Source organism: Alcaligenes sp. 13f (genome assembly GCF_020496585.1).
GTDB classification, from domain to species: Bacteria; Pseudomonadota; Gammaproteobacteria; order Burkholderiales; family Burkholderiaceae_B; genus Alcaligenes; species Alcaligenes phenolicus.
Genome location: NZ_JAHKKC010000010.1, coordinates 1 through 26702, shown reverse-complemented (window position 1 = coordinate 26702; position 26702 = coordinate 1). Strand labels below are relative to the sequence as shown.

The following is a 26702-nucleotide window of genomic DNA, read 5'->3' as shown; positions in this document are numbered from 1 at the left end:
TCCGTCACTCGATCACGAAGCGCAGCTTGGTGGCATCTTTGCCTTTGCTACGGTCGCTGATAAGTGCATCGAAGCGCTTGCGCAGGTCGTCCGGCGTGGCGGGCGAGCCGCCTTGCAGCAGTGCCTGCTTGATCTCGTCGCTCTTGACCTCAATTTTTTCCAATCCCGATAGCGCCTCTTGCACGGCGTTGGCGAACTCTTGGGTCAAGGGAGCTGGCAGCGTGCGTGAGGCCAGGAAGGCGTCGATCAGTTTTTTGCTCGCTGCGGGCAACAGGCCCAGGCTCTCCTGGGTGAACGGGTCTTCCAGGTTCTCCAGCAAGGTTTGCTGCCAGTTGGCCAGCAATTCGTCCAGGTCATCGTCGAGCTTGTGCAGGCGGTTGGCGGCGGGCAACAGTTCCAGTTGTTCAGCGGACGGGCGGAACTGGCAGTGCGGGCAGACGGCGGTCGTGACCAGGGTCGGCTCATCCAGCGAGGAGCAGCTTTTCAGGCCGTTGAGCGATTCCTCAAAGGCGGTGAGCTGGCTGGTGGGCATCAACGACACGCCGGCCAATACGCGCAGTGCCAGCAGGCGTTCGTCGCGGCGCAGGGCATTGCGGGTCTTGTCTTCGGCCACGCCAAGCCGCGCCTTGCTGTGGCTGGCGATGTAGGCGGCGATGTAGTCCTTCTTGAGCTGGCCCAGCGTTTGCCGATACTCAGATGCGTGCTCGGCGGTGCGATCCTGGCTCAGCTTATCTTGCAGGGCTTTGCGGGCTGCCTCGGCTTGCTTCACCCACGGGTGATCGGTGGGCAGCACCATCTCGGCCTGGGAGAGGTAAGACGCCGTGCTACCCAGATCCGCCACCAGTTCGAGCAAACGCTCAACGGCGGCGAGGATCTCCAGATTCTTCTTCTGGCTGTCCAGATCGTCCGGCGTGACGCGCAGGTTCTTGAGCTTGCCAACAGTGTTGTACGGCGTCAGCGACTCGGTGAACTTTTTCAGCGAGTCGAGTCGGGCGTACCAATCTTTGGCTTCTTCTTCGCGCAGCAGGTTCTGGCCCCAGAAGCCGAGCTTGCCTTGCTGCAGGTCGGAGCCGGCCCTGAGCACGCGCGGCACCAGCGCGCTGACTTTCTCCTGCAGCTTGATGACGGGCTCGGTGTCGCCTTGGCTGGCCTTCTGAGCCAGGCCGGATGGCAGATCGAACAATTCGAACAAGGCGCGCAGCACGGCGAGGTTGATCTCCTTGGGTGCCTCGACATGCTTGAACTGCTTAAGCTCTTCCAGAGAGCGCTCTGCGAGTTGCGCCAGCTTGCCGGAGTCGATCTTGTCGCCGGTGATCGACAGCACAAGGTCGCCGGAATAGACCAAACCGCCCAGCACGGTAATCAGCAGATCGGGCTCCAGCCGGTACTTGATTGGCGCGAAATACTCGATGTCGGATGAACCCGACAGCAGTTCGTTGCGGTTGAGCACCTGGCCGTGGCCTTTGGCCTTGAGGCGGCTCAGCACCTCTTGCGCGTAGCGGGAGCTGGCAGGGTCAACGCGATCGCCATCGAGCAGTTCCAGCGCATCGAGAATGGCAACGGCATCCTTGGTGCGGGTGCCTCCCGCCAGTGCGCGCAGCGCGTTGCCTACCAATTGCTTGCGGTTGGCTTCGGTAACCAGCACAGAGAACGTGGGGTATTCGGGCGCCATGTCGGCAAAGCGCTGGCCCAGCGCCAGACCAGAGACGATGTTCACCACATCGCGGAAGTTGATGCGCTCTTCCGGGCCCAGGCGGGCCCGCTCGCGCAGGGACACGCCCTTGGCCCAGTCCTGTAGCGTTTTGGTCTTGCCTTGGTAGGTGACCTCGAACGCGGTCATCTGCTTTTCTTGCAGCCACTTGCTCATGGACCGCAGCGAGTCCTGGGCTTTGGATAGGTAGACGGCCTTCGCGCCGCCGCTGGCGGTGGATGCGAGATCCAGCGCTGCAGCGTATTGGGACAGATAGCGTTTGTAGTCTTCGTCGGGTGACTTCAGACGGAAAAACACCTCGTCCGCCAGGTTGGCATCGCTGAATTTCGGCCTGTCGAAGGGCTGGATGAAGTAGATGTAGAAGTCGCGCTCGGGCTGGGCCGTGGGCCGGTCATTCGGGGCACCAAAGAACAGGTAGCCCATGCGCTCGACGCGGCGCTCCTGCCACTCGATCTGGTACTGCCAGATCTGGAAACCGGGGTAGCGCAGGTCGTCGCTGCACTCCATCAGGGCCTTGATGGCGCTGTAGTAGGCGCGGTCCAGAGCGTCGTCGGACAGGGCTTCGGCACGCTTTTCGATCTGCGCGTCGTAGTCGATGTCCTTCTTGAGGTCGAGGTAGTACTGCTCGGTGTCAGGTGCCTTGGAGATGAACTGACCGTTGACGGTCTTGAGCACCTCCCGCATCACGGTTTGCACCATCGACAGCAGATTCTCGGCTGGATCGCCGGGCATGTCCTCCACGCCTGGCTGGAACAGGCACAGGGCATCGCGCAGTTCGGCGGCCGTGGGGCCAATGGGCACGTGGATGTCGCCGCCGATGGTCAAGCGGTGCACGGCCAGTGCGTTGATGACGCGCAGCGCCATGGCCTTGTAGGCTGGGCGTGTGAAGGCTTGCTGCACGCGCGACTCCAACACTTCGGAGACGCGCATCACCTCCTTGATGTTGGGGTCGGCGCGCAAGACTGAGTTGGCCTTGATCGTGTTCCAGAAGCTTTCGTAGCTGATGAACAGCGGCTTGTCGGCGGGCACTTCCTGATCGAGGATGGCCAGCATGGCGGCCTCGATGGTCTTGAGCGCGCCGCGCTTTTCGGTGAAGTGGATCTGCTCGAAGGTCTTCAGGTAGTCGGGATGCACTGGGAACAGCCGCACGTACTCGTCCATGCGCTCGTTCATGGAGCCGTAGAACTTGGCGAACGGCGTGAGGTATTCGCGAATCTTGTTCTGTTGGTCGGCAGTCTTTTTGAGCAAACGCGCGGAGACGACGAAGCTGACGTCCTGGCGATCGATCAGGATCTGGGTGAAGCGCTCGTTGACGCGGCGCATACTGTCGGCGACGTGCTGGAAGCGCACGCTGTCGAAGATGGCTTCCTGCACACCGGCCACGAAGCGGAACTTCAGGTGCTTGGTGACTTCACCTATCTGCCGCAGGATGGCCAGATCCTGCACCAGCTCGTGGTCGCGACGGGACTGGAGGTATTCCAGGAACTCGTCGACCACCAACAGCACACCTTGGTCCGGGAACTTCTCCGCGAACGCGGCCATCATCTCCTCGAAGGAGTCCTTGTTGTTGAGCTCCTTGTCGGCGGTTGGGAAGGTGTAGTCGACGCCGATCTTTTCTAGGAAACGCTCAAGTTGCAAAGTGATGATCTGGCGCAGGGGCATTTGCAGGCCACCCACCTCGATGCGCAGAACCTTGAATTTTCCTGCAATGGAGACAACTGCCTCGGCGACTTTGGGGTGGCGAATCATTGGCGCATACGCGGCGTCTTCAGCCACCAACGAAAGGACCGACATCAAGTGCGACTTACCGGTGCCGTAGTTGCCGACGATCAGCACTCCCTTGTGATCGACCGAATCATCAAAACTGAGCTGGGGAACCATAAGCTTGGAGATGCGCTCGGCCATGTCGTCTGAGATGACGTAGGTGGCAACAAGCTTCTTGGCCTCGTCTGGGCGTCCGGCATCGAGCAGTTGAATGACTGACTCAATCTGCTCGAACTGGATCAGGTCTCCGTATTTCATATTCGTGCCCATATGGTTCTCTCTTCCCGCAGCTTTCGTAAATCGGTCAAATTTCGAGTACGACCACGCCGTCCTGGCTGTAGTCACGATGTTCTGGATGGCTCATGTCGGCGTAGATCAGACGATCACCGCGCAGCTCGCCAGGCCAGACGGCCACGACACGTCTGGAGTGAGCCAGCCGCCTGACGAGGTCAAGCGGATTGATCTGTAGGCTGGGCTCGAACAACAACTCCAAGTTGTCGAGCAGCAATGGTGTTGCGGTTCGATCCCAGAATGGTTCGAGCAGCGCAATCTCACGCAGCAATTCTCCTGCGGAGAAACTGCGTTTGTTGTTCGCCGTGGCGGCCAACCGGCGCCCTAGCTCTAAGCCGACATTGAGCGGCTCGACGTTGAGCTTGGCGCTGAGCTGGCGGAGCAGATGGGTCTTGCCACTGCGGCTGGGGCCGACCAGCAAGATCAACTTGCTGTTGAGGTCGCCGATCTCTCCGATGAGTCGTTCGAGCTTGTCGAGCGCAGGGAAATTGGTGCCGTCTACAGATGATGCGAATGTGCCGCTCATGACTCGCCCTCATCCAGGTTGGACTTGCCCTGTGTACTTATGCGAGCAGCTATCCATTCATCCAGTTCAGTGCGGCGAAAGCGCCATGTGCCGCCCAGTTTGAAGGCTGGAATCTGGCCATTGGCTGCAAGACGATAAACAGTGCGCCGCCCTGCCTTCAGGTAGGCGGCGACTTCCTCCAAGGTGAGGATTTCATCGGGCAGTTCTTTCATGAGGGAGTCAATGGCTGAGGATTTCACATGCCATTTTGGCATAACTTGGCAAGAGATGGCAAAGTAAAGGGGCCTGCTGTCCATCCAAATGAGCCAATAGTTACTTTCCGAGATAGGTGGACGTTATTTGCACCCGCTCATGCCCCAGCTCGCGGCTGATGGTTTGGCGGACGCGATTGTCTTGCATGCGTTGCGTTGGACTAAGCCGCCCGACTGAAGATCCACCCGCCGCCGGCGCCTTCCATCCCGTCAACACCTCATACCGCATCTGCGCATACCGATGCCGAAGCCCGTGCATGTTGCTCAACCCAGCCGCCTTGCACTGCCCGTCGTAGACATGCCGCTGCTGGATGTAAGTCTTGTGCGACGGAATCAGCGAGCCAGACCCGGCCAGGCGATGTGCCTCATTCAGCACCGCACGCTGTTCCGGCGTCGTAATCGGCACCGTCCGATCGCGCCCGCCTTTTGCCCATGATTCCTTGATGGCTATATGGTCGCCATGGTCCGCATAGCGGGGCTGGAACTTGATGGATTCTTCTCGCCGTAAGCCGAAGGCAGCCTGCAAACGCAGACTCATGCGGACATGAGGATCAGTGACCCTATCCAACCTGTCGCCCAGTTCCTTGGCCTTGCTTTCATTGGTCACATAGCGCCGCTCGGGAATGCCAAGCTTGGTGTTGTCTGCCGGCAAGATGCCTGCCTTGCCAACCTTCTCGGCCCACCAGCGCAGATGCGCCATACGGTTCTTCAACGTGCCGGTCGACAGTCCTTCGGCTTGCCAGCGCCGCAACAGGGCTTCGACATGCTTGCCCTTCAACGAAGTGGCACTCATCTGGCGGAAGCCTGCTTCGCGCAATTGATGAGCGACCAGACTCAGCGAGCGCTGCCGGTCGGCCTGGGTAGCGTGGCTGCCGTCGCGGTTGCGCAGGCAGAGTTGTCGCAGGGTATAGGTCAGGTCGTCCATCGGAGCGTCCCTCCATCGGTTGTCGGTTATTGGGGCTGAGGTACAAGGGTCAGTGTTTGTGCCAACTCGCCAAGGCGAGATCCCCGAAGGGCCAGGGCCAGGTGCTCAGTTCACCTGTGGCCTCGAATGAGGCATCCGCCACGCTTCCTGCAGGAAGACCAGGCGGAGGAGTTACAAGGGACGACGACGCGATGTGCTGGGATAAATACCTCCTGTGGAGTGATGGAAAAAGGGCGCAGGCATGTCGTGCCAGGTCGGGACGACCGGCAATGAACGCCATGCATGGCAAAGCGCCAACTGGCACTGGATGACAACGATTGGCGGGATGAACCACGCCGAAGATGAGGAAGGCTCTGCCCGTGAGTAGGGCGGCACACCGAACGAGCCTGGGGTGTGCCTGGGATGGTTCCTTCCGGCAAACCGGATCAGCGCTTGCAGGAACCTGCGCTATCGAGGTAACCGTGTGGGAACGGCATGGAAAGCATGGCGATGCTCCATGTGGCGCTTACTGCCCCGCGCCAAGGTTCCGGCGTTCATACCTACCGGCAGGTCATTGCAAGGCCAGTGTGCCGGGGCATCATCATGTGCGCAGCAATCAATGCGGTACTGCGCCAACCCGTATTGTTGCTGCAGTTCGCCGGGCCGTCACTGCGGTGGGCAGTGACGGCCCTATAACCGGAGCCAGGCACTGCAGCAAGCCTCTGCTACCAAGGGCTGGCGCACTCATCCGCCGCTTTCACTGTGTCTGCAGACGCTTGATCGGCGGATGTGGCCGCTGCCGAGCCTGCCACAGGTCATAGGCGATCTGCTCATTCAGATACTGGCCCGCACTGCCTAAGCCCGCTAGTTCCAGCCGATAGGCCAGATCAGCGCTAATGGCGGCACGGCCATTCAACACAGTGGAGAGTTGGCCACGGGAGTAACCCAGGTGCTCGGCCAAGGCAGTGATGCTCAGGCCAATCGCAGGCAATACATCCTCGCGCAGGGACTCGCCAGGATGCGGTGGATTGTGCATGGGCATAGCGTGGTACCTCCCCGTGATAGAGACCAGCGACAACACGGTTTAACCAAGCCTCCAGTGTAAGGTCAGACCTTACGTTGCGCCAAGCGATCCAAGCATTCCTGTAACGTGCGTTCCCTTGCGCCGAGTGGGCAGCACACCACTGCCCGCCATGCTCTCAATGATCTGTCCAACCGATTTTGCGGGCGTCTGCAGGATTTGCCGAATCTGCGCCAAGGACTGCTCCACTACCTCGCGAGAGGCCGGTTTGACGGCTGGGACATCAGGAAATGCAGAGGCTACAGGCGGCGAAACCTGCAATCCACTGGCTGCTGTTGCTGGCGTTTGCTGCGGAGCAGGCTTTCGCGCTGCCCACAGCTTGAACATCCCGCTCACCGCCTTCTTGATCAGCCCGTACAGGTAGGCAATGGCGTTATGCACAGCACCCGAGGCGCAGCGCGCGTCCCATTCCGCCAGCACAGCCTGGCGTTGTTCCAACGCCAAGCCCCTGAGACGCGCCATGAGGATTTGCTGCTGATCCTGCGGCAGTTGCCGGAAGCGGATCGGCAAAGCTGACCCGGATACATGTACTTCGGATTGTGACGGGTGCGTATGTACTTCTTTTAATACTTCTTTTTCTACTGTACGTACTGTTGCAGTGGATGCTGGTGCGGACTTCGGAATGCCGTCCCTGGCTTCGACAGACCTGTTCGTGACGGGACCACTACCATCGGGTGGCGTTGACCCACTTGGGCTACCTGGATCAGGGTCATCGCCATTGCCCCGCAGCAGTTCGATGCGCTGCCTCGCTGCAGCAGACAACCTCTCCAGCGCATCAGGCTGACTCAAGGCCTCGTCGAGGATGGACCGAGCCAACTGGCGAATCGCCGCACTGCTATGGCTGAGTGCCCGTTCGAGCAACGACAGGTAATCGTCGTCTTCCAGACATGCTTCGACGAAGGTCAGCGGTTGATTGCGCACAGCATAACGGCTGGCCATGGAGAAGCCGGTCATGGGGTTGCGACGGTATTCGACCAGGGCAATCCATGTGGACAGCCGCAGGCACAGCACGGCCCTGGACACGGTTTCAAGGGCAGCCTGCTTGCTGCCCGGTGCGCTGGGCAGATATTTGCGTAGAGCGTCGTAGCTGAGGACTACGGTGCCATCGCTGCTGGCCAGCGCACGGAAAGTCAGCCAGGCATTGCGCTCCAGCGGCGTAAGACGCTCATCCAGCAACAAGGCTTTCGGGGTGATGATGTCTGAAGGTTGATGAGACATGGCAAGGCTCCTGTCGGTATCGGCCACATGGCCAACGGAGCCGTCATCTCACCCCAGCATTACCGCTGCCGCCGCAAACAATCCGAACTGCGCGCTACCCGTATTTATTGCCGAATCAAGAAACTCGCTCTACACAGGCAATTCCAGGTTCAATTCCCCCGTTGCAACCATCCGATAACCCATTGCCTGATAACCTCGTTGCCGCCGTTCCCACATGCGCAGCAGTGAAGGATGTCCGGCGTCGATGAAGTCGATGATGCGCACGCACTGCTTTCCCGCCTGCTCTCGGTGCAGACGGCCAGCATACTGTTGCAGCGTCCCTTTCCATGAAATCGGCATTGTCAGCACCAGCGTATCAAGCGGCGGGTGGTCAAAGCCTTCTCCCACCAATCTGCCACTGGCCAGTAACACGCGCGGGCTATCGGCATCCAATGCATTCAAGGCAGTGATCACGCTGGCGCGTTGTTTCTTCGACTGGCGGCCATGCAGCAGGAACAAGGGCCGGATACGACTGACCAAAGCGGCATGCAAGGCATCGAGATGATCAGTCCGTTCGGACAAGACCAGCACCTTGCCACCCTGTGCAAAAACCTTCGCGATTTCGTCGGCGATCGTGGCGGTACGGGTGACATCGCTGGAAAGCTGGCGGAATATGTCCTGAATGGCCGCATCTTCGGGAAATGCGATTCGCGCCGGCAAGTAGCGTGGCACACTCTCCAGCATCTGTGGCGCACCAGCCGGTTTGGCAGCGGTATGGCGGATCGGGCCACATTGCATGAACAAAATGGGTTGACGGCCATCGCGCCGGATTGGTGTTGCTGTCAACCCCAGTACGTAACGAGCGCGGACACGTTTGAGAATGGCCTCAAACGACACTGCGGAGAGGTGGTGGCATTCGTCCACGATGACGTGTCCGTAGTTTTCCACGAGGGGGTTGGTTTCTCCCTGCCGATGTATGGACTGCATGACTGCGATGTCAATGCGGCCTGTCGGTTTGGACTTGCCGCCGCCAATCACGCCGACCATCTCCTTGCCGCGACCCAGGAAAGTCTGCAGCCGTTCCTGCCACTGCCTAAGCAGTTCCGTGCGATGCACCAGTACCAGCGTGTTGACGCCACGCTGGGCGATCAGTGCCGCGGCGGTAACGGTTTTTCCGAAGGCAGTGGGTGCGCACAAGATGCCGGTATCGAAACGGAGCATCGCCCTGACGGCTTGCTCTTGGTCCTCACGCAGTTGGCCTGCAAACTCAACAGCAAGGGCTTGGCCGCCGCAGCGTTTGTCCCGGAGTTCACACCCAATAGCGTTTTCACGCAGCATATCGCGGACGGCATCGAGACAACCGCGCGGCAAGGCAATATGGCGAGGGAAATTATCAGCGCAACCGATCAGACGCGGTTTGTTCCAGACTGGCAAGCGCAACGCCTGGGCCTGATGAAACTCAGGATTGGCGAACGTGGCCAGACGAATGAGCCGGTTGGACAATGCCTGCGGGAGCCCGTCCTTCTCGATGTAGATGAGATTAGCCAAGGTCAATGTGAGTGAGGTCGGCATCGTACCAAGCAAGCGTTTCCGACTCACTGCCGAACGCTTCCATGGCTCGTGCAGGTCGTCATCGGTGGCGAAGGTGACGTCCAATGGATGAGAGCCGTCGGTAGCACGCAAGATGGCTTGCTTAATGTCGTTCGGTGTCATTGACTGCTGCGAGGCGAGAAAAGCCCACTGGTCCGGATGCGGTTGCAGAGCGTCGTCCACGAAGACACTTGCCCCTCGCTCACGAGGCATCTTCTGCAGTGGCAGGGCGATCAGGTTGCCGAACCCGCCTTTGGGCAGGGTGTCCTGATTTGGAAACAGGCGATCGTAAGAGCCCAGCGACAATTGCCGCGTACGGGCGCAGGTGTGGCTGATAAGCGCCGCTCCCAAGCGGCGCGCATCGCGGGCGGCGACACGGCCAGCAAAGAAGATCCAGGCATGGGCGCCATTGCCAGAGCGAGAAATTTCCAGGGCTACGGGAACATCCAACTCACGACAGGAGTGAACGAAGGCTCGGGCATCATCACGCCAGTCCGATTCGTCGAAATCCACAGCAAGCAGATGGCAATCGTCGCCTGACAGCAGTGGATAAAGGCCGATGGTATGGCGTCCCGCCAGGTGATCGAAAAGGACTTGATCGGTCAACGGCAACAGTTGCCGCTGCCGGCAGTCACTGCATTTGATGCGAGGCTTTTCGCAGACACCAGGACGCCACTCGTTCCCGCACGCCGGCGAGTAGCCGCTCTTGCCTGCCTTGCTGTCCCAGCGGACTGGATAGACGTCGATGCGGCCCCGGAACAACCGACCAAAGAGCGCGACTTTTTCGTCAGTAGTCAGCGATAAGGTGGCCGAAGGCTTGCTGAGCGGCGCAGGCGCTTGCCAAGCGATGCCGTGCGATTCAAGCAGAGCGACCAGGCGGGCGTTCTCGGCACGAAGGCGGGCGATCTCATCGCGGTGGTCCATCATACTGCCTCCACACGTGCTGGCTCACCCCAACCGTTGCCCGCCACTAGCGCAACTCGTACCACGTCCCACGCCCGCCCCCCTGCTGGACCAAATGCCCCTGCTCCACCAGTGCCCGGAAATGCTGCTTGAGCGTGTTGCGGTTGCTGCCGGTCAGGCGAATGGCTTCGGCCATGGTGATGCGGCCATGCTCGCGTGTGCATTCGACGATCTGTAGCGCCAGCTCCGGCAGCTTGGCCAGCACCAGCTTCTCGCGCTCGACCTTGCGCTCCAAGCGGCGTACCTGCTGGGACAGCGCACGCAGGAAGAACACCAGCCAAGGCTGCCAATTCGGCGCATCGGTGCGGATGCTGCCTTGTGTCTGCCGCAGCGCCAGGTAGTAGGCTTCCTTGCTCTGCTCGATCACGCTTTCCAATGAGCTGTACGGCACATAGGCATAGCCGGACTGCAACAACAGCAAGGTGGTCAGTACCCGGCTCAAACGGCCATTGCCATCCTGGAAAGGGTGAATCTCCAGAAACACCACGACCCAGATGCCGATGAGCAGCAGCGGATGCAGGCGACCATTACTGCGCTCCTCGTTGAACCAGGTCACCAATGCGGCCATTAGATGCGGTGTATCAAAAGGCGTAGCAGTATCGAAGACAATACCCAACTGCTTGCCGTGTTCATCGAATGCTGCCACGCTGTTGCTGGTGGTCTTGTAGTTGCCGCGATGCCAGGCATCCTTATCGCTGTAGGTCAGCAGGTCGCGGTGCAATTGCCGGATATGGTTTTCGGTCAGCGAGATGTCTTGCCAAGACGTAAACACCAGTTCCATGACCTCGGCATAACCGGCGACTTCCTGCTCTTCGCGTGTCTCGAACGATTTGATCTGCAGGTTGGCAAGCAAGCGCTCGACTTCGCGGTCCGACAGCTTGCTGCCCTCGATACGGGTCGAAGAGCCGATGCTTTCGATCGTGGCCACCCGCCGCAGCGCCGACAACCGATCAGGTGCCAGCGTGCCTAGCGCACGCCACGCGCCCTTGAATTCGTCTATCCCGGCGATCAGACCCAGGATGTCGGTAGTGATCTGGAGAGTGTCTGTGCGGATCATGGAACCAATATTACACCCATTTACACCCAATCATGACTCCCAACCATTTCGGAACCCATTTACGCCCATTCCTGTTGGGGCAGGCACAGTGACCACAAGCGAAGACCACGCGCCATGGAAGTCCAGCGAGGGATACACTGAAGCAGTGGGTCCAAGAATAGGTCCAAGTGGGATTTTGTGATTAGAAATAATATATATGAATCAATAAGATAAAATTCAAGCGATCCTTCTGCATCGGGAAGTGATGCAGGCCTGAACAACCTCAGTGTCTCATCGCACCAGTCCCAGAACCCGGCAAGATTTTTAGCGACGTAATGGCAAGTGCCGTGCAAACCGGAGACACCGAATGCAATCCCAAGACATCAAACAGCTGACAAGCCAGTTCGACGACTTGAGCCACACCATCCCAGAGGAAGGCGTGGAGTTCTGGTTCGCTCGCGACTTGATGGAGCCCTTGGGCTATGTGCGCTGGGAGAACTTCAAGACAGCGATAGATAGGGCGGTAGAGTCTTGTAAAACAACAGGTTACGACGAGGCTGATCATTTTCGTGGCGTCACGAAAATGATCGAAATCGGCAAAGGCGGACAGCGCTCAGTTGAAGACATCATGCTCACCCGCTATGCCTGCTACCTCATCGCCCAGAACGGCGACCCACGCAAGCCGGCCATTGCCTTTGCTCAAAGCTACTTCGCCATTCAAACCCGCAAGCAGGAGTTGATTGAAGACCGCATGCGTCTGCAGGCCGGGTTGGATGCCCGCGAACGCCTTCGCGAGTCCGAAAGGACGCTATCGCAAAACCTCTATGAACATGGGGTAGACGACAAAGGCTTTGGCCGCATCCGATCCAAAGGGGATGCGGCACTATTTGGTGGTCACACCACCCAGATGATGAAAGACCGCTACGGCGTTACTCAAACCCACCCCTTGGCTGACTTTCTGCCTACGCTAACCATTGCCGCCAAGAACCTTGCCACGGAGATGACGAACCACAACGTCACGCAAGAGCAACTGCATGGTGAAACGTTGATCACCCGTGAGCATGAACAAAACAACCGCAGCGTGCGCGATATGCTGGGTCAGCGCGGTATCCGGCCTGAGCAGCTCCCTGCCGAGGAAGATATTAAAAAGCTGGAACGTCGCGTCAAAACAGAAGAAAAGAAACTGCTGAAACAAACAGGGAAACTTCCAGCCCACAAGCAGAAAAGCCAGGAACCACACTAGCAGCTAAAGGAAAAAAGCCTGAAACCTTCTTCAGGCCGACGTCCGGATACATGCCCTATCCCGGCTATTGCTAACAGGCCCCCACCTCAGTAAAAACCCGAAATTCATCCCTGAATTAAACCCTATCAAAGCCCGCCCTTAGCGTTCAGGACTATGCTGGACATTCCATCGTCTCTTGCGGGAGGGCATCATGCACACACTCAACAAGTGGGTTCTGATGGCAGCTTTGCTTCATGGCGCGTGGGCAGCACAGGCTCAGGAACTGCGGCCTCTGGAACTGGAGGCAGAACAGCGTTCCATCTCCCGCCTCAGCGTGGCCCAGTGCCTGGATACGGTCCAGCAAACAGCCGCCGGGGAGGGCTATCAGCAGCGCAATGACTCAAGAGCCAACGATCAGTTAGGGGTTTATATTGGCACAGCCCCCATGGGAGCCGGCTCGCTGGTGGTGTATTGCCTTGATTTGAACCCCTCGACTGCCTACATCATTCACACCAAGGCACCCGTCACAGCCGATTTGATGTCTCCACATCAGCTCAACTACAAAATTACGCAGGCTTTGACGGTAGCCAACCAGCCCTGAGCATCAGTGAAGGCAGCCCCTGGCTGCCCAGAGTCAAAAAAGGGCGCAGTCAATGGTTCACACAGGCTGACGCCCGAACAAACCACCCGCGCCCCCAAGGACTCCCGAAGCCAGTCGAACGGCTTCTTACTTCATCAACAAATCTGCCACTTCCATACGGCTATCTCCATCCAGCTCAATGTCGCCCATGACCTTGTTCAACATGGCGTGGGCACTAGACAGAGCACCGTTCAAACTGGTCAGCTCGCCTTGCACGCGCTCCAGCTCCTGTTTCTTTTCCGCTTCACTACCTTTGTCGCTGGCTTGAATACGCTGCAACTCCATCAGTTTTTGCTGAATTTGCTCTTTCAGGTCACGGATACGTTTAAGTATGTCCTTGACGCCGTCAGGCAAGGAGCTGTCATCAATGTCCTTGTCGCGGCCTTTTTTTTGAGCTTGCTGACTGGTCAAGGAAAGATCTTTTCCCATGGGAGACAGGTGCACCTTGATACGTCCCGATGCGTCTATGGAACCAGACTCTTTCTGCTCGGGCACCACAGGGGGCGTCATGGCCGACGCGTTTAACGGTTCGGCCACAGGCATAGTTTGTCTATGTATTAAACCCTGTCCACTGATCTCTATGGTCATACTTTCCTCTCTTGTACACATCATCCCCTAGAGGGTTACGGCTGAAACCCGGTAGTTCTTTACCGTGATGGGTGCACCAAGTGTTGCGCCTTTTACTCAGCTGTTCGGCACAGCTCAGAAATAAGTAGAAAGAAAAGACACTTTTATTTACTTTTATACGAAAAGTGCCCCCCCTAACCATCGTCTTCTCTTTATCTGAACCCCATGGACTTCAAAATCAAAGCACTACTAGGCCACACTCTGTTGGCCCTGAGCTGGGCCAGCAGCGCTTATGCCTACGAGACAGAATTCATTCTGAACCAACAAGGTCAACAAGCCTTTGAGTTGAGAATCCATGGGCCTGATGATGGCGGTTACGATACGTCGGATCAATCCACTCCACGCGTTTCCCCCTGGAATATTGACGAGAATGGTCGGCTGAAAATTCGTGCCGCACTGGGGCGTTGGGCCGAAATCCTGAATCTGCCGGCGGGCTACACACCGGCTGTGATCAACCTGGGCACCATGAATGACGAGAACGCCAATGCCTACGGTGCGTCACTCCAGAGCACTGATCACCCCAACTTCACCATCTCGGCCTTGCAAGCACGCTTGCAGGGAATCTTCAAGGGCGGTCCGACCAACCCCGATGCCGTTATCAGCGTCGGCAAGCTTGATCTGGATACGGCTCCGGTCAACCCCAGCCAACTGCCCTTGACGGGCAAGGCTGACTACAACGCAGTGATTTTCCACGAGCTGGCCCATGCTTTGGGCATCAGCAATACCGTCACAGACAACCTGCCTGAAAACAGCTTTGATCCACCCGATCCCTTCTTCCTGGATGACCTTAGCCCCTGGGCCTTGGGCTTGCGCGATGACCAGGGTCGAGCCCCCAGCCCCGGGCAGAAAATCCTGTGCTCGGTCTGCACCAACCCATATGATCCTGCCGCTTTTGACCTGCGCCAGGACAAGGGCTATTTCACCGGCGATCACGTACAGGAAGTTCTGAATGGCGCTATGCCGGGCATTCCCGTCAGCATCCTGAACTTCCACGACCAGCCCCAGGATGGAGTGGACCGCAACTACATGAGCCACACCGAGCTGCGCAACAGCTTGATGAGCCATCAGACCTATCGCAATTACGTGAACCTGATGGAAGCTGAAATTGCCGCCTTGCAGGATATCGGGCTGAGCATTGATCGCCGCAACTTCTTTGGCTATTCGGTCTACGGGGACAACGTCACCCTGAACAATACCAATGGCTACTTTGCACGCAATGAAGACGGCACGGCCTACCTGCCTGGTCAATACAACATGGCCACACAAGGCTTGGGCCTGCACATTTATGGCGAACGCAACCTCATTCGCCAGGCGGCGGATCTGCTGACAGCCGGGCCAGGAGGGGTAGGCGTACGTGTGGACGGTAGCGAAAACACGCTCATCATTCCCGAGGCGACGCGTATTCATGCCCACGGCTGGTATGGTCGTGGCCTGCAGTTCAGCTATGGCCGCCATCACAATATTGTCCAGCAAGGTGAGGTCCGGGCAGATGGCCAGGATGGCGTCGGGGCCTTGTTTGATTTCGGCCAGAACGCCATGGGCAGCGACGATGAATATCATGGCTCCTGGATGCTCATGGCTAAAGGCCAGCTACGCGCTGTACCGGAAATATTGCAAGGTGCCTTGGTCAGTAATTACGATTTGTCCGGCACCTTGTCGGGTCAGAAGGCGGCCATCCATATCGCGGACAATGCCTGGGTACAGAACATCAATATTCTGCAGGGCGCACAAATCACAGGTGACATTACCTCGGATTACAACCGCCGCGACGCCGACCAGCAACTGCTGCTGACCCGTATCAGCTTTGGTCAAAAGGCCGATGAAAATGGTCGTGCCACCAATGCGGCTGACCCCGACTTTCAGATGCGTTATGACGGCAATATCAAAGGCCAAAACAATCTGGCTGTCGTCATTGCCGGGGGCGCCACTTCCTTGAATGGCCAGCATGAGCTGTACGGCTTGCGCGTGGATCAGGGCGCAACCCTGTATGGCAATAGCGAATTCACCCTCAACCCTGAATACAACTTCACCAATAACGGTACACTCAGCCCGGGGAACTCCTACGGGAACATGACGATCAAGGGCAATTTTGTCCAAGGTGCCGATGGCCGCATTCTGGTGGAGGCCTCGACCACCCAGAATGATCATGTTGATGTGCAGGGCCTGGCTCAGCTCGATGGCGAGTTGACCGTGGATCTGCAGCCAGACTGGTATCAAAACGGCTGGACATTGAATCAGGACAAGGTGTTCACCGCCAGCCAGACACAAGGGCAGTTTGCTGCGCTCAATGCCACGCTGACATCCCCCACCCTGAATGTAGAAAGTACAGGCAATGGCTGGACTGTCAGCCGTAATCAGAATGCGTATGCCCAGTACGCAGCATCGCCCAATGCCGCCGCTGTTGGTACCAGCCTGGCACAGGCTTTCGCAGGTAATCAGTCCCTGGCGGCCGTGTATCAAGCCATGGACTTCTCGCGTGCAGATGGCAGCGATATTGGTCTGGCCCTGGATCAGCTAAGTGCTGGTTCCTACGCCGCCCAAACCGCCGCCTCCTTGCGCCGCGAGCAATTGGTATCCGAACAACTGCGCCAAACCGACGGTATCAACAAGAGCGGCTGGCAAAGCTTCATCCAGACCTATGGCGGTCGCTATCACTGGCAGCTGGGCAGCAACGATGTTGATCACCGCAGCGAAACCTATGGAGTGATGCTGGGAGCGGAACACCGCGCTGAAGGCAATGACTGGAGCCTGGGCGTGCACGGCAATGCCAACGAGCAGCGCGTCAATGTCGACGCTCCGTTCCAGGCCAAGAGCAAGCTGACTGGTTTGGGCCTGGGTGTACATGCCCGCTATCGTGCTTACAGCCAGGAAGGCTGGACTGGTCTGGCTCAAATACGTGTAGGTATTGAGCAGGGGAAGATGAACCGCAATATCAGCTTCGCAGACTATCAGGCGCGCCCTGCGTCGGATTGGACCGGCCATACCGTCTCGCTGGGGATACAGACTGGCTACAACTGGGCACTGGGTGAAAACGGCAGCATCGGGCCGGTTCTGGCTCTGGATTACCTCCATTACCGTCGCCCAGGACTGGAAGAAAGTGGCGATGCCGCCAGTCGTCTGCGCCTGGACTCCAGCCGTCAAAACGCCTTGCAGGCCTCTGTGGGCCTGGCCCTGCGTCAGAACTGGGATTTAAGCCAGAATCGCCAACTGCAAACATCCTTCTCAGTAGCTTGGGAGCAGGCTTTGCTAAGCCGCAATCAGACTCAGGAAGCGGCTTTTGCCAGTGCCCAATCGGTAGGTTTTGAGGGGTGTTATGCACGAGTGGATCGCCATGCCTTGTCGCTGGGAACCAGCATCAGCTTGCAGCAATCCGAGCGTCTGCGTTTAGGGCTATCGGCCAGTACCCGTTTATTGGGGGATAGCCGTGCGGATATAAACGGTAAATTGTTCCTGAACTGGATGTTCTAACCATCCTGAAATGCAAGAGGCCGACTGTTAGTCGGCCTCATTGGGAGATGCAGGAGCGGGTTGAACCCGTTTCATGCCAGACCATCGATCCACATCAATATACTGACCGGGAATCAAAACCCGAATCTGTCGGCGCCACCATGTTCCACTGGAGACTTCGACCGAACCAGTATCCACGGCAAACTTCATATGATCGCTGTCCAGAAAGGCCGAGAACTGCCCTTTGTTGCTACGTGCCTGTGCAAAGCTGGTAAAGACCGTCACGCTCTTTTGTGTGGGGTCAGCCAGCAGCAACGTGACCTGGCCGCGTAACAGCTGCAAATTCAGCCTGTCCTCGTACTCGCGGATTTCAAGAGCCGAATCGGGGCCCAGTCGCACCACAGCGCCATCCACAAAGCGTTGCTCCAGCATTTGTGCACCTGATACCAGATGCTCTTGCCGCAGCACCCGCTCCGGCCAGGAGAAAAACACGGTCAGGGCCAGAGCCAAAACAAACAGGCCAGCCAGCAAACCCCGGTGATAAGGCTTGAGCAAGGCGGCCTTTTCCCCCGAGCTGGCCAATAAACGGCGAATTTCATGCTCAGGCGCATCCAGGCTGGCGTCACAAAAATAACAAATGTATCGATATGAACGTTCATTTTCAGGATTGTCACGACGCCAATCCTCAAATTCCCGTAATTCGGCTGCAGTCGCCTCGCCGGAATTCAAGCGAGTGAACCAATACGCAGCCTGTGCGTGAGCCTGCGTATGCTCCAGCAGCTCCCCTTGATATGTCGTCATAGCGGCATCTAACCTTGTTCAGTCACGCCAGCAATAGGGAGGTCTCGAATGGCGGCATGTTCCTGCCGCTCAGCACCAAAACCTCAGGAAAGGAAACCAGTAGCCACCCACTCTCTAGCTGCCTGCTTTTGAAAACGATGCGTTTTTATTTTATACAATCGCTTCAAATGCTTACATTAACTCAAATTGAGCCAATCAAAACAAATTCGCCTTATTTAATTACACTCACTACAAAAAAAATGCAGATTACAGGTAAAAAAAGCCTGGGTCGGGCCGTTAATTAGTGAAATCCGTCCAAAATCTGGCCACCAGGCAACTCGTGGAATTGTTCTTTACCTTGATCCGAACCCTCACCGGCCGGTAATACCATTTTCAATAAAAGAGGCCACTGCGGGTAAAAACGATAGTTGGGTGTGGATACCCGAGTACCAGCTGGATAGGTAAATCCACCGAATTGAATTTCCTGGGCCAGCCGCGCTTGAGAGAGATAAAGAAGATCTTTATTTTTATCGACTGAGAAATAGGCACGTTCCAAAGGCAAATTCCAGGCATGAACCTGTAAACCCTCTGCCTCAACGCGCAGCATCCAGCGATCCTGATCCCGCTCTCCATTGGTGTACAAGGTCCCGTCGGGTCGGGACTGAACCAAGGTTCCAGCAGGCAAATCCAGAATGAAGTCCGGAGCAGAACTCATATTGGAAGCCGCCGCATAGGGACTCCAGCCTGTAATCCGGTTCCCTTTACTCAAAAAGCAGCTGACAAAGCGAAAGCCGGTATCCACCGTAGAATCCTGTTCCATTTCAATTACTTGACTGCCATCACACTGCCAACCCTCCAGCGTTGCATCGCCTGCCAGATGCAGTTTCCAGCTGGAGTTTTGCAGATCGGGCCGGGGGCGCTCGAAGGACAGCACAGGAGCATTGCCCACCATCACCGCCTCTGGAAAACGGGCCCATGACACGCTGTCCGGGTCACCCCACACGTTCAGCTCCAACTCTGTTCCAGTGGGCATATCAACACCGGCAAAGCGGCCTGGTTCTTTTAAAACATGCTGTCGGCTAGCCAGCTCCTGTCGCTGTTTTTTTTCAAACTGGTAGCTCTCCCATTGAAAAACGCTGTAATAAGCCGCCAATACCAACAAGGGAAGCAAAAACAGTATTCTTGGCCAGGGTTTTTTCTTGAAGTTTGCCCGGCGCTGTGGCTGCACTAAAAGCAAAACAGCCCAGACCAGCACAATAAACAGTGCAAGTGGCCCAAGCGTAATGATCAGCAAGAAAATCAAAGAAAATGGAGCGACAGGAATCATAAGAGATCAAAAAATCATAAAAAGTCGCAATAAAGAAAGCCGAAAAATACATGGCTAGTCTTGCTGACTACAGCGCTGACAGGGCAGAACGATAAAAAAGCGAAGATGCGTTACCAATACAGGCACCGCGCCGCTGTGCCTGTTTAAACCATTCAGTACTGCCTTAAGCGACCTGTATATAGCCTTCCATATACATGACGGCCTGACCCTTCAGAAAGACGCGATCGCCATCCAAGGTGCAGTCCAGCACGCCCCCACGCTCGGAAGCCTGATAGGCCAGCAACTGTTTTTTTCCCAAAAGAGGCGCCCAATAAGGCAACAAGGCACAGTGAGCCGAACCCGTCACGGGATCTTCTTCAATGCCGTGACCGGGCGCAAAAAAGCGACTGACAATATCAAACTGGCCCGAGCCCGCCGCAGTCACAATACATCCTTCATAACCGACCGCCATCATGGCTGCCGTATCTATCTGCAGCTGTCGCACCTGCTCCTCTGTTTCCACCACAGCCAAATGGGTAAAGTCATTACGCCACAGTTGCGTAATCTTGGTCCCCAAGGCTTTTTCCAACCTGGGATCGTCATCCACACGAGTAAGCGGGCGTGCAGGAAAATCCATGACATAGCCTGCCTCGTCACGGCGCACCGTCAAGGCACCACTCAACGTGTGAAACACCACCTGGCTATCTTGTGGTCGCATATGCTGCAGCACGACAGCAGCGCTGGCCAAGGTAGCGTGACCACACAAGGGCACCTCTACCGTGGGGGTGAACCAACGCAAGCGAAAGTCCGGGCCTTGCGGCACCAGAAAGGCAGTTTCAGCCAGATTGTTCTCCCGCGCGATCGACTGCATCAGGGCATCGTCAGGGAACTCGGACAACAACACGACAGCGGCAGGATTGCCCGCAAACAAGGTGTCGGTAAAGGCATCAACCTGATAGATAGGTAAGCGCATTCTGCCTCCAGGCATGGAATTCAAGGTGAGTCCTCAGTATAGAAAAATAGACTCTTTGAAGGCAGGTAAATCTATGGAATAGGGGCCTGTTTTAATACAGCCAGCCCATTTCGTTTTTTTAAGCGCCGAGCACGCGTACGCTTTCGGCAAACGCTTGTTTGCATTCCATTATCTGGACCCGAGCGCGTCCAGCTTATTAGCGCAAGCGCCAAAGCTTATTTTTCCAGTCCTGCCATTACACACAACGACGCAGCGCGTCATTTGTGCAGTCAGACATTGGCCGCTTCTAAAAGACAGGCAGAAAGTCGATCAAAATGCAGCAGGGCAGCTTGGCTCAAGTCGACTTGCTTGCGGCGTGTGTCTTCCGTGTCACTGAGGACGATCCAGCCTTTCTCACGCATGGACTTGAGTCGGGTGTGTATGGTCGCGGGCGATCCCAGCCGCTCTACGGCCATGACATCGCGTACCGACAAACGCAAACAGTCTTTCGAAGCCTTGGCAACCAGCACTAGGATGCGCTCTTCAAGCGGGTCCAGGCAGGGCAGGCAAGGCAGGGTATGCAGCGAATCGGCGAGCTGCAAAAAACGCATATAAATATCAGCAGGTCTGGTGGCAGTTTTCATAACAAAATCTTTATTCCTTTAAGAGCCGCTACAACAGCGTCTTTTCTAGAAATAAGTTCTGGTTATTATTGTTTTTATTCCGATCAGGCAAAGCAAAAAACAACCCTGCTTTATGGCCCGAGTGATTGGAATGAGTTTTGGCGCTTATCATGCACCTAAAATTAAACGCTTAAGACCGGGCCTGAATTCCCTGCGGAAAGGGGTCTTGAGTCGGGCGATTTGTCTGGAATTTTATCAGATAAGCCCTTGATTTAGCTTGAACACTACGCTCCGGAAGAAGCGAAATTGTAAGTAGGTGCAGACAAGCAGGTAGATAGTAAGTTGCCTCACATTAAACGCTAATTAAGAGACTTGGCACCAGGAACCAGTGCAGTTACAAAACCGGGGGCTTTGATATACACATCCTTTACAAACAATTTTCTGCCTGCATGCTCTGACAGACACAAAACACCGCCCAAGAACTTTAGCCACACGAGTTTCAGACCGATAAAATGTGGTGAACAGGGCTCTGAGCGTCCCATGCTCCCCCTCAGATCACTATAAAATCTGGAACGATAAGAAATGATTCTTCACCTTGAGACACCACTTATTTATTCACACGCCTTGAGCGATCCACTTGGTAAACAAATTTGGTTGAAAATGGATGCGCTTCAGCCTAGCGGTTCATTCAAAATTCGCGGAATTGGCCACTTGTGCCAGCACCATGCCCAGCAAGGAAAGAAGCGCTTCATCATTTCTTCAGGCGGCAATGCGGGAATTGCCGTTGCCTATGCGGGACGCCGCCTGACCATACCTACTGTTGTTGTCGTTCCCGAAAGCACCAGCGAACACGCCAGACGCTTGATTCAACGGGAGAAAGCCGAGCTTCACGTGGTGGGCAAGAACTGGCATGAAGCGCATGAATATGCACTGCCCCTGGTGCAAGAAGACGATGCCCTGATTCATCCCTTTGACGATCCTTTGCTGTGGGAAGGCCACGCCAGCCTGATTGCTGAAGTCGCCCAAATGGGCGTGCAACCCGATGCCGTCTTGCTGGCGGTAGGGGGAGGTGGCTTGCTAAGCGGTGTCGCGCAAGGTCTGCGAGAACAGGGTTGGGACAAGACCACCATTATTGCTGTGGAAACCGAGGGCACGGCCAGCCTGGGCGAGTCGGTGCGACAACGTCAGCACATCACGCTAGACGAAGTAAGCGGAGTCGCCACCTCGTTGGGGGCTCCACGGGTTTGTGACCAGGCCTATGCCATCAGCCAATCCCATCCCACCACCTGCATTCAGGTCAGTGATGCCCAGGCCGTCAGCGCGTGCTTGCGTTTTCTGACCGACCACCGCGTTCTGGTCGAACCCGCATGCGGCGCGGCTTTGTCGACCTTGTACCTGGACCACGAGGCACTGGCACCTTATAAAAACATTCTGGTTGTTGTGTGTGGTGGTAACACCATGACGCTGGAGCAGTTGGTGCAGTGGCGGGCCACACCTTGAGCCTGCCTTGGCAGAACTCGGACATTAAAAAAACGGACTTTTTTTATACAAACACTCCATTCTTGTAAGCACGAAAAATAGTCTAAAAAAACCCCATCATGTGAAAATAATATGATGGTTTTTTTTGTTTATTTCTCATTCTGAAAATGATCTAATTATCAGAGCATAAAAAGTAAAACATATGTTTCACGTGGAACAAAAGCACCTAAAACAGCCTTAAAAAGGCTTTACCAGAGGCAAATTCTGTCGAATCAGGGCTGAAAAATCCTGCCCTTCCTGCTGCGACAAAGCCCTGGGATTGATATAGCCCAGCCGCTTCAGTTCCTGGAAGCTATGGCCTGAGGCCAAAGCATTCAGACCATACACATACTCAGCCAAATAGCCCGAGGCCAGCACGCGCCAGTCCCAAGACACACCATCCACAATCTTGGAGACCATGTCGTAAACAATGGTGGTGCAGTTAGCCGTCAAGGTGTTGTAGAAGCGGGGAGTGGTCTGCAACTGCTGGCCTTGCTCCACATAAGACAAGAACAGGGCCTGCATGGCGGGTTTGTCTAAATCCACGCTGTACATGTACACGTCCTCACCACGAGCATTGCTGCGGGTGCGCACAATGTCCTGTTCGGTCGCCGCAATCAGGCTTAATTCAAAGTCCTTGAAGAAGCCACCGATGGCAGAAAAAGCCTCATGCTTTTCCTTGCGGATCTCTACTGAGAACACCACATGGCGACCGTCCTCAAAGCCAAAGGACACCAAGGTATGCGCAATGACCGGGCCCATCCAGTACGACAGAAACATATCTACCGATTTGATCGTCTGCAAATCGTAGTCCTGCTTTATCCAGCGCTCGTCAAAATCGGTCTCGCTGCGCCAGTTAAAGTCACGCACATTGTGCAGAGTCACCACTGAACCATTTACCTCGCCATAGCTCATTCTGGCTACATCAGGTGCCCATTCCCGGTCATTGCTGGGCGCAATACTGCTCCACCAGCCCACCAGCACCAGAAAGCCCAGCGCCTGAGGTACAAAGAGCCAGTTCTTGCCCTTGCTCAGGGCATACAGGCTCAATATAGCCACCGCTACCCAGCCGGCCAGTGCCAGCCAGCGTCCCAAACCTGCCGACAGCTGAAATTGCAGTGCCAGCGTCCCCCAGGCCGCTACTGTCAAGACCAATAACAGGACCAAAGTCTTGATCACCATCGTCCCCCACCTTTTCATACTCACTCCACAAACATCTTGAATACAGATTGCTTTTAACCGCTGAACAGCCCAAAAAAAAACCTGTGTCCACTTGAACACAGGTTTTATTCACAGGGAAACAGGGTTTAGCCCTGATAGCCCATCGCCTGACCTTGGCGGATCACGCCTTGCGGCTGCCAGCTTGGATCGAAGCGATACGCGCTTTCTTTGGGAAACAGCATCACCACGGTAGACCCCAGCAGGAATCGGCCCATTTCCTGTCCCTTTTCCAGGACGATATTCTGACCTTCGTAATTCCATTCGCGAATCTTGCCATCGCGCGCGGCATTCACCACACCATGCCAGACAGTGACCATACTGCCCACTACCGTCGCCCCCACCAACACCAGGACGAAAGGGCCTTGCTCGGAATCAAAAAAGCAGACCACACGTTCGTTACGGGCAAACAGGCCGGGAACACCACGCGCTGTCGTGGGATTGACCGAGAATAAATCACCCGGCACATGAATCATGCGCTTGAGCACACCTGCGCAGGGCATGTGCACCCGGTGATAGTCGCTAGGACTTAAGTACAGGGTCGCAAACAGCCCATCCTGATAGCGGGCAGCCTCTTGGGCATCACCCCCAACCAACGCTGTCGTGGAGTAGCTGTGGCCTTTTGCCTGGAACACCTCGGCACCTTGAATCAAACCCAGCTGACTGATCGCACCATCGACAGGGCTGACCAGTGCCGTATCTGCGATAGGGCGGGCGCCCGGACGCAAGGCACGGCCAAAGAACTCGTTAAAGGTGGTGTAGCTGGCTGGATCGGAGTTTTCCGCCTCGCTCATGTCGACCTGGTAGCGGTCGATAAAGCGTTTGATAGCCCAGGTCGTACGCCCACCCATGGGCTTGGAGGCCAAGCCGCCTAGAAACTCGGTCAGAGCCTGTTTAGGGAGCAGGTACTGGGGAAGAACAGCCAAACGGGGATGCATAAAATCAGCTCGCAAACAAATCCTGCTTCAGCCTGAGGCCAAAGCGTCTATGCCATTCAATGTAATTGTGTCTGGCGCACCACATCAGGCCGGGAGCATCGCTTCAAAGGCCACGCACAGTCCAGAATCAGGCGCCAAACACTGGCAGGAACAAAACAATACGCACTTGTAGCACAGGTTGCCGCCATACGACATAAAAGGGCGGATCAGCCTGTCCGGTCAAACGTACACGACCCGGTCACGGCCTTCTTCTTTCGCCTGATACAAGGCGCGGTCAACCCGGCGCAGTGTACGTTCGTAATCGGGGTGGCCATCATACAAGGCCACGCCAATACTGGCCGTGATGTTCATGCTTTCTCCATCCACAACCCTGAAGGTTTCTGCATGAATGCGAAGACGCAAGTTACGGGCGGCACGCATCGCTCCATCCGCATCCACATCAACCAGTACCAGCAGGAACTCCTCCCCCCCAAGGCGGAAGACATAATCACCGGCGCGAGCGCTATTGCTAAGCAGCTCGGCAAACTGGCGCAGGATACGATCGCCCGCGTCATGCCCATAGGTGTCATTGACACGTTTGAAAAAGTCTATATCCACGGCCAGCAGGGCAAAACGCAACCCGCGCTGCTGGGCATAGCCCACTTCCCGGCTAAGCACGACAGGCAGGTATTTGCGGCTTAGTAGGCGGGTCAGCACGTCCCGACCAGACTCCAGCTCGTTTTGCTGCTCAAACAAGCGATCCAGATGCAAGCCAATCGCGCGGGTTCGATCCCGCAGCTCGTGCAAGCGCAGAATCTGCCCTTTCGCGTCCCCTTGCTCAAAAGCTGGCATCAGCTCGGTATCAATCACGTTCATCAGATCCAGGATTTCACGGCTCTCTACCGTGCCCTGAAAGGCATGGGCGCCCTTATGCTTGAACCAGATACCGAAGTCCGAGTCCCCAATCCGCGGGGCTGGCGTCACACCATTGTTAACGGCCATTGCAAACATGAAGAGGTTTTCCCAATCCAGCAGTGCGGCACGCTGCCGGCCACGTTCGGCCGCCACATTCTGCACAATGGCAAACAGGCGATAAGACTCTTCAGCACGGGATTTACGCTCGCGCGAATTGGCGTAGGCATGGCTCATCAGCTCCATCGCCAGATCAATAAAGTTCTGAATATATCGATAGCACTCCCAGGCCTGCTCGGAACTGATAGTCGAAGACTCAAATAAAAAACGGGCATAACGCCCCTTGAGCAAGCGTGCACCACGCAGCACCAGATGAACTGGCACCCCGACCCGGGCGTGGACCTCGCCAACCTGATTTTGCAGCTTGACCTGATCCTGCATATCACTGTGTTCATCCACCGAAAACAGCTGAACCAACCAACTGCGCAAGGAACGATGCAAACGCTTGTGTACCTGTTCATGCGACAGATACACCTGCGCGGCAGGGTGCTTGAGCATATGCGTATAAAAATGGGTTGCAAGCTCGTCCTGGTTATCTTGAGTGATAGTCAGCACATGAGCACGGACCGCCAGGGGCACTTTCTGGAGCAAGCCGTGCCAGTCCTGAGCGGCTTCTTCGATATTCGGTTGAGACATGAAGTACGGGGTGAGTAGCGAGACGATGCTTAAGGATTAAACAGCCTTGGCGGCAATTGTTACATGAGGGGAGATTTCGCGCTATTTCTTATAGCGATACAAGCCTCGGGCTAGCAGGAGAATACCCCTGCTGCTCACAAGGAAAAAACATACCCCTTAAAGATAAATGGATGATTCCACCGACCAGCGCAGCAACACGCTGTCCTTGCACGCAAGCAAACGCCTGTTCCGCCTTACTTTGACGGCGATCTGCAATTCAAACCCAAGGCTTTGTCGGCCCAAACGCCCTGAAAGTTCCTCGGTGAGCAAATTGTCCTGTCAAAGCAGATAGCTGACTAAACAAACTACCCGCTATCGCCAAAAAGCCACGCTCGGTATCCGGACTGAGTACGGCCCGATCAAGCATGTCCAGGCTGAAGAAGCTGAAGCAGGCCAGGAAAGAAGCTGGGTTTATATCCAATACTGAGAAAACATCCAGATCCATATGCCCGTAGCTGGCCACACCACATCACGCCAGGTCGGGTCGGGTC

Annotated in this window: 21 protein-coding genes; 5 read left to right on the top strand and 16 right to left on the bottom strand. The window is 56.2% G+C overall.

Annotated elements, in window-relative coordinates; all coding sequences use genetic code 11:
* Positions 1 to 4: 4 nt before the first annotated feature.
* The 4 genes from KOE80_RS10185 to KOE80_RS10170 form a co-directional block, all read right to left on the bottom strand.
* Positions 5 to 3745 (bottom strand): DUF6079 family protein, encoded by a 3741-nt coding sequence (locus KOE80_RS10185; RefSeq protein ID WP_226349060.1) that lies wholly within the window; start codon positions 3743 to 3745, stop codon positions 5 to 7.
* Positions 3746 to 3779: 34 nt separating this feature from the next.
* Complete coding sequence (gene brxF / locus KOE80_RS10180; RefSeq protein WP_226349059.1) at positions 3780 to 4292, bottom strand: BREX-3 system P-loop-containing protein BrxF; 513 nt, start codon at positions 4290 to 4292, stop codon at positions 3780 to 3782.
* On the bottom strand, positions 4289 to 4504 hold the full coding sequence (locus KOE80_RS10175; RefSeq protein WP_226349058.1) for a helix-turn-helix transcriptional regulator: 216 nt from the start codon (positions 4502 to 4504) through the stop codon (positions 4289 to 4291). Before KOE80_RS10175 ends, brxF begins: the two co-directional genes overlap by 4 nt.
* Before the next feature lie 100 nt (positions 4505 to 4604).
* Positions 4605 to 5468: a phage integrase N-terminal domain-containing protein gene (locus tag KOE80_RS10170; protein ID WP_226349057.1), complete on the bottom strand. Its 864-nt coding sequence runs from the start codon at positions 5466 to 5468 to the stop codon at positions 4605 to 4607.
* A 241-nt stretch (positions 5469 to 5709) separates the two neighbouring features.
* Here KOE80_RS10170 and KOE80_RS20315 point away from each other — a divergent pair, with 241 nt between their 5' ends.
* Positions 5710 to 5835, top strand: a complete 126-nt coding sequence (locus KOE80_RS20315) for a hypothetical protein (RefSeq protein ID WP_264180239.1) — start codon at positions 5710 to 5712, stop codon at positions 5833 to 5835.
* 369 nt (positions 5836 to 6204) lie between these two features.
* On the opposite strand, the gene KOE80_RS10165 is transcribed toward KOE80_RS20315, so the two are convergent.
* The 4 genes from KOE80_RS10165 to KOE80_RS10150 all read right to left on the bottom strand — a co-directional run bounded on the left by KOE80_RS10165 (position 6205) and on the right by KOE80_RS10150 (position 11335).
* Positions 6205 to 6489, bottom strand: a complete 285-nt coding sequence (locus tag KOE80_RS10165) for a HigA family addiction module antitoxin (RefSeq protein ID WP_226349056.1) — start codon at positions 6487 to 6489, stop codon at positions 6205 to 6207.
* Positions 6490 to 6561: 72 nt separating this feature from the next.
* Complete coding sequence (locus KOE80_RS10160) at positions 6562 to 7746, bottom strand: STY4528 family pathogenicity island replication protein (RefSeq protein ID WP_226349055.1); 1185 nt, start codon at positions 7744 to 7746, stop codon at positions 6562 to 6564.
* A 129-nt stretch (positions 7747 to 7875) separates the two neighbouring features.
* On the bottom strand, positions 7876 to 10242 hold the full coding sequence (locus tag KOE80_RS10155; protein WP_319002410.1) for a TOTE conflict system archaeo-eukaryotic primase domain-containing protein: 2367 nt from the start codon (positions 10240 to 10242) through the stop codon (positions 7876 to 7878).
* A 43-nt stretch (positions 10243 to 10285) separates the two neighbouring features.
* Entirely contained in the window at positions 10286 to 11335 is a 1050-nt protein-coding gene (locus KOE80_RS10150; RefSeq protein WP_226349054.1) for a Fic family protein, read from the bottom strand.
* A gap of 346 nt (positions 11336 to 11681) precedes the next feature.
* On the opposite strand from KOE80_RS10150, the gene dinD reads away from it, so the two are divergent.
* A complete protein-coding gene (gene dinD / locus KOE80_RS10145) occupies positions 11682 to 12557 on the top strand; it encodes a DNA damage-inducible protein D (protein ID WP_226349053.1) in 876 nt (291 codons plus the stop codon).
* Positions 12558 to 12747: 190 nt separating this feature from the next.
* Positions 12748 to 13137 (top strand): DUF6180 family protein, encoded by a 390-nt coding sequence (locus KOE80_RS10140; protein ID WP_042485165.1) that lies wholly within the window; start codon positions 12748 to 12750, stop codon positions 13135 to 13137.
* A gap of 126 nt (positions 13138 to 13263) precedes the next feature.
* Here KOE80_RS10140 and KOE80_RS10135 read toward each other — a convergent pair whose 3' ends face one another.
* Positions 13264 to 13686 carry a hypothetical protein gene (locus KOE80_RS10135; RefSeq protein ID WP_226349052.1) on the bottom strand — a complete coding sequence of 141 codons (423 nt, stop codon included), beginning with the start codon at positions 13684 to 13686 and terminating at the stop codon, positions 13264 to 13266.
* A 282-nt stretch (positions 13687 to 13968) separates the two neighbouring features.
* Between KOE80_RS10135 and KOE80_RS10130 the strand changes: the two genes are divergently transcribed.
* Positions 13969 to 17271, top strand: coding sequence for an autotransporter domain-containing protein (locus KOE80_RS10130; RefSeq protein ID WP_226349051.1), 3303 nt, complete (start codon positions 13969 to 13971; stop codon positions 17269 to 17271).
* Positions 17272 to 17298: 27 nt separating this feature from the next.
* On the opposite strand, the gene KOE80_RS10125 is transcribed toward KOE80_RS10130, so the two are convergent.
* The 4 genes from KOE80_RS10125 to KOE80_RS10110 all read right to left on the bottom strand — a co-directional run bounded on the left by KOE80_RS10125 (position 17299) and on the right by KOE80_RS10110 (position 20932).
* Positions 17299 to 18051, bottom strand: a complete 753-nt coding sequence (locus tag KOE80_RS10125; protein ID WP_042485171.1) for a DUF4880 domain-containing protein — start codon at positions 18049 to 18051, stop codon at positions 17299 to 17301.
* A 280-nt stretch (positions 18052 to 18331) separates the two neighbouring features.
* Positions 18332 to 19357 carry a hypothetical protein gene (locus KOE80_RS10120; protein WP_226349050.1) on the bottom strand — a complete coding sequence of 342 codons (1026 nt, stop codon included), beginning with the start codon at positions 19355 to 19357 and terminating at the stop codon, positions 18332 to 18334.
* Between the two features lie 163 nt (positions 19358 to 19520).
* Entirely contained in the window at positions 19521 to 20309 is a 789-nt protein-coding gene (locus KOE80_RS10115; protein WP_226349049.1) for a PhzF family phenazine biosynthesis protein, read from the bottom strand.
* A 269-nt stretch (positions 20310 to 20578) separates the two neighbouring features.
* Entirely contained in the window at positions 20579 to 20932 is a 354-nt protein-coding gene (locus KOE80_RS10110; RefSeq protein WP_021447165.1) for a MarR family transcriptional regulator, read from the bottom strand.
* A gap of 561 nt (positions 20933 to 21493) precedes the next feature.
* Between KOE80_RS10110 and KOE80_RS10105 the strand changes: the two genes are divergently transcribed.
* On the top strand, positions 21494 to 22411 hold the full coding sequence (locus KOE80_RS10105) for a pyridoxal-phosphate dependent enzyme (protein WP_226349048.1): 918 nt from the start codon (positions 21494 to 21496) through the stop codon (positions 22409 to 22411).
* A gap of 216 nt (positions 22412 to 22627) precedes the next feature.
* Here the strand turns inward: KOE80_RS10105 and KOE80_RS10100 are convergent, their stop codons facing one another.
* From KOE80_RS10100 to KOE80_RS10090, 3 genes are all read right to left on the bottom strand, one after another.
* Positions 22628 to 23629, bottom strand: coding sequence for a DUF4105 domain-containing protein (locus tag KOE80_RS10100; protein WP_226349047.1), 1002 nt, complete (start codon positions 23627 to 23629; stop codon positions 22628 to 22630).
* 107 nt (positions 23630 to 23736) lie between these two features.
* Positions 23737 to 24585 carry an archaetidylserine decarboxylase gene (gene asd / locus KOE80_RS10095; protein WP_042485187.1) on the bottom strand — a complete coding sequence of 283 codons (849 nt, stop codon included), beginning with the start codon at positions 24583 to 24585 and terminating at the stop codon, positions 23737 to 23739.
* 219 nt (positions 24586 to 24804) lie between these two features.
* Entirely contained in the window at positions 24805 to 26172 is a 1368-nt protein-coding gene (locus KOE80_RS10090) for a diguanylate cyclase (RefSeq protein WP_226349046.1), read from the bottom strand.
* Positions 26173 to 26702: the final 530 nt, after the last annotated feature.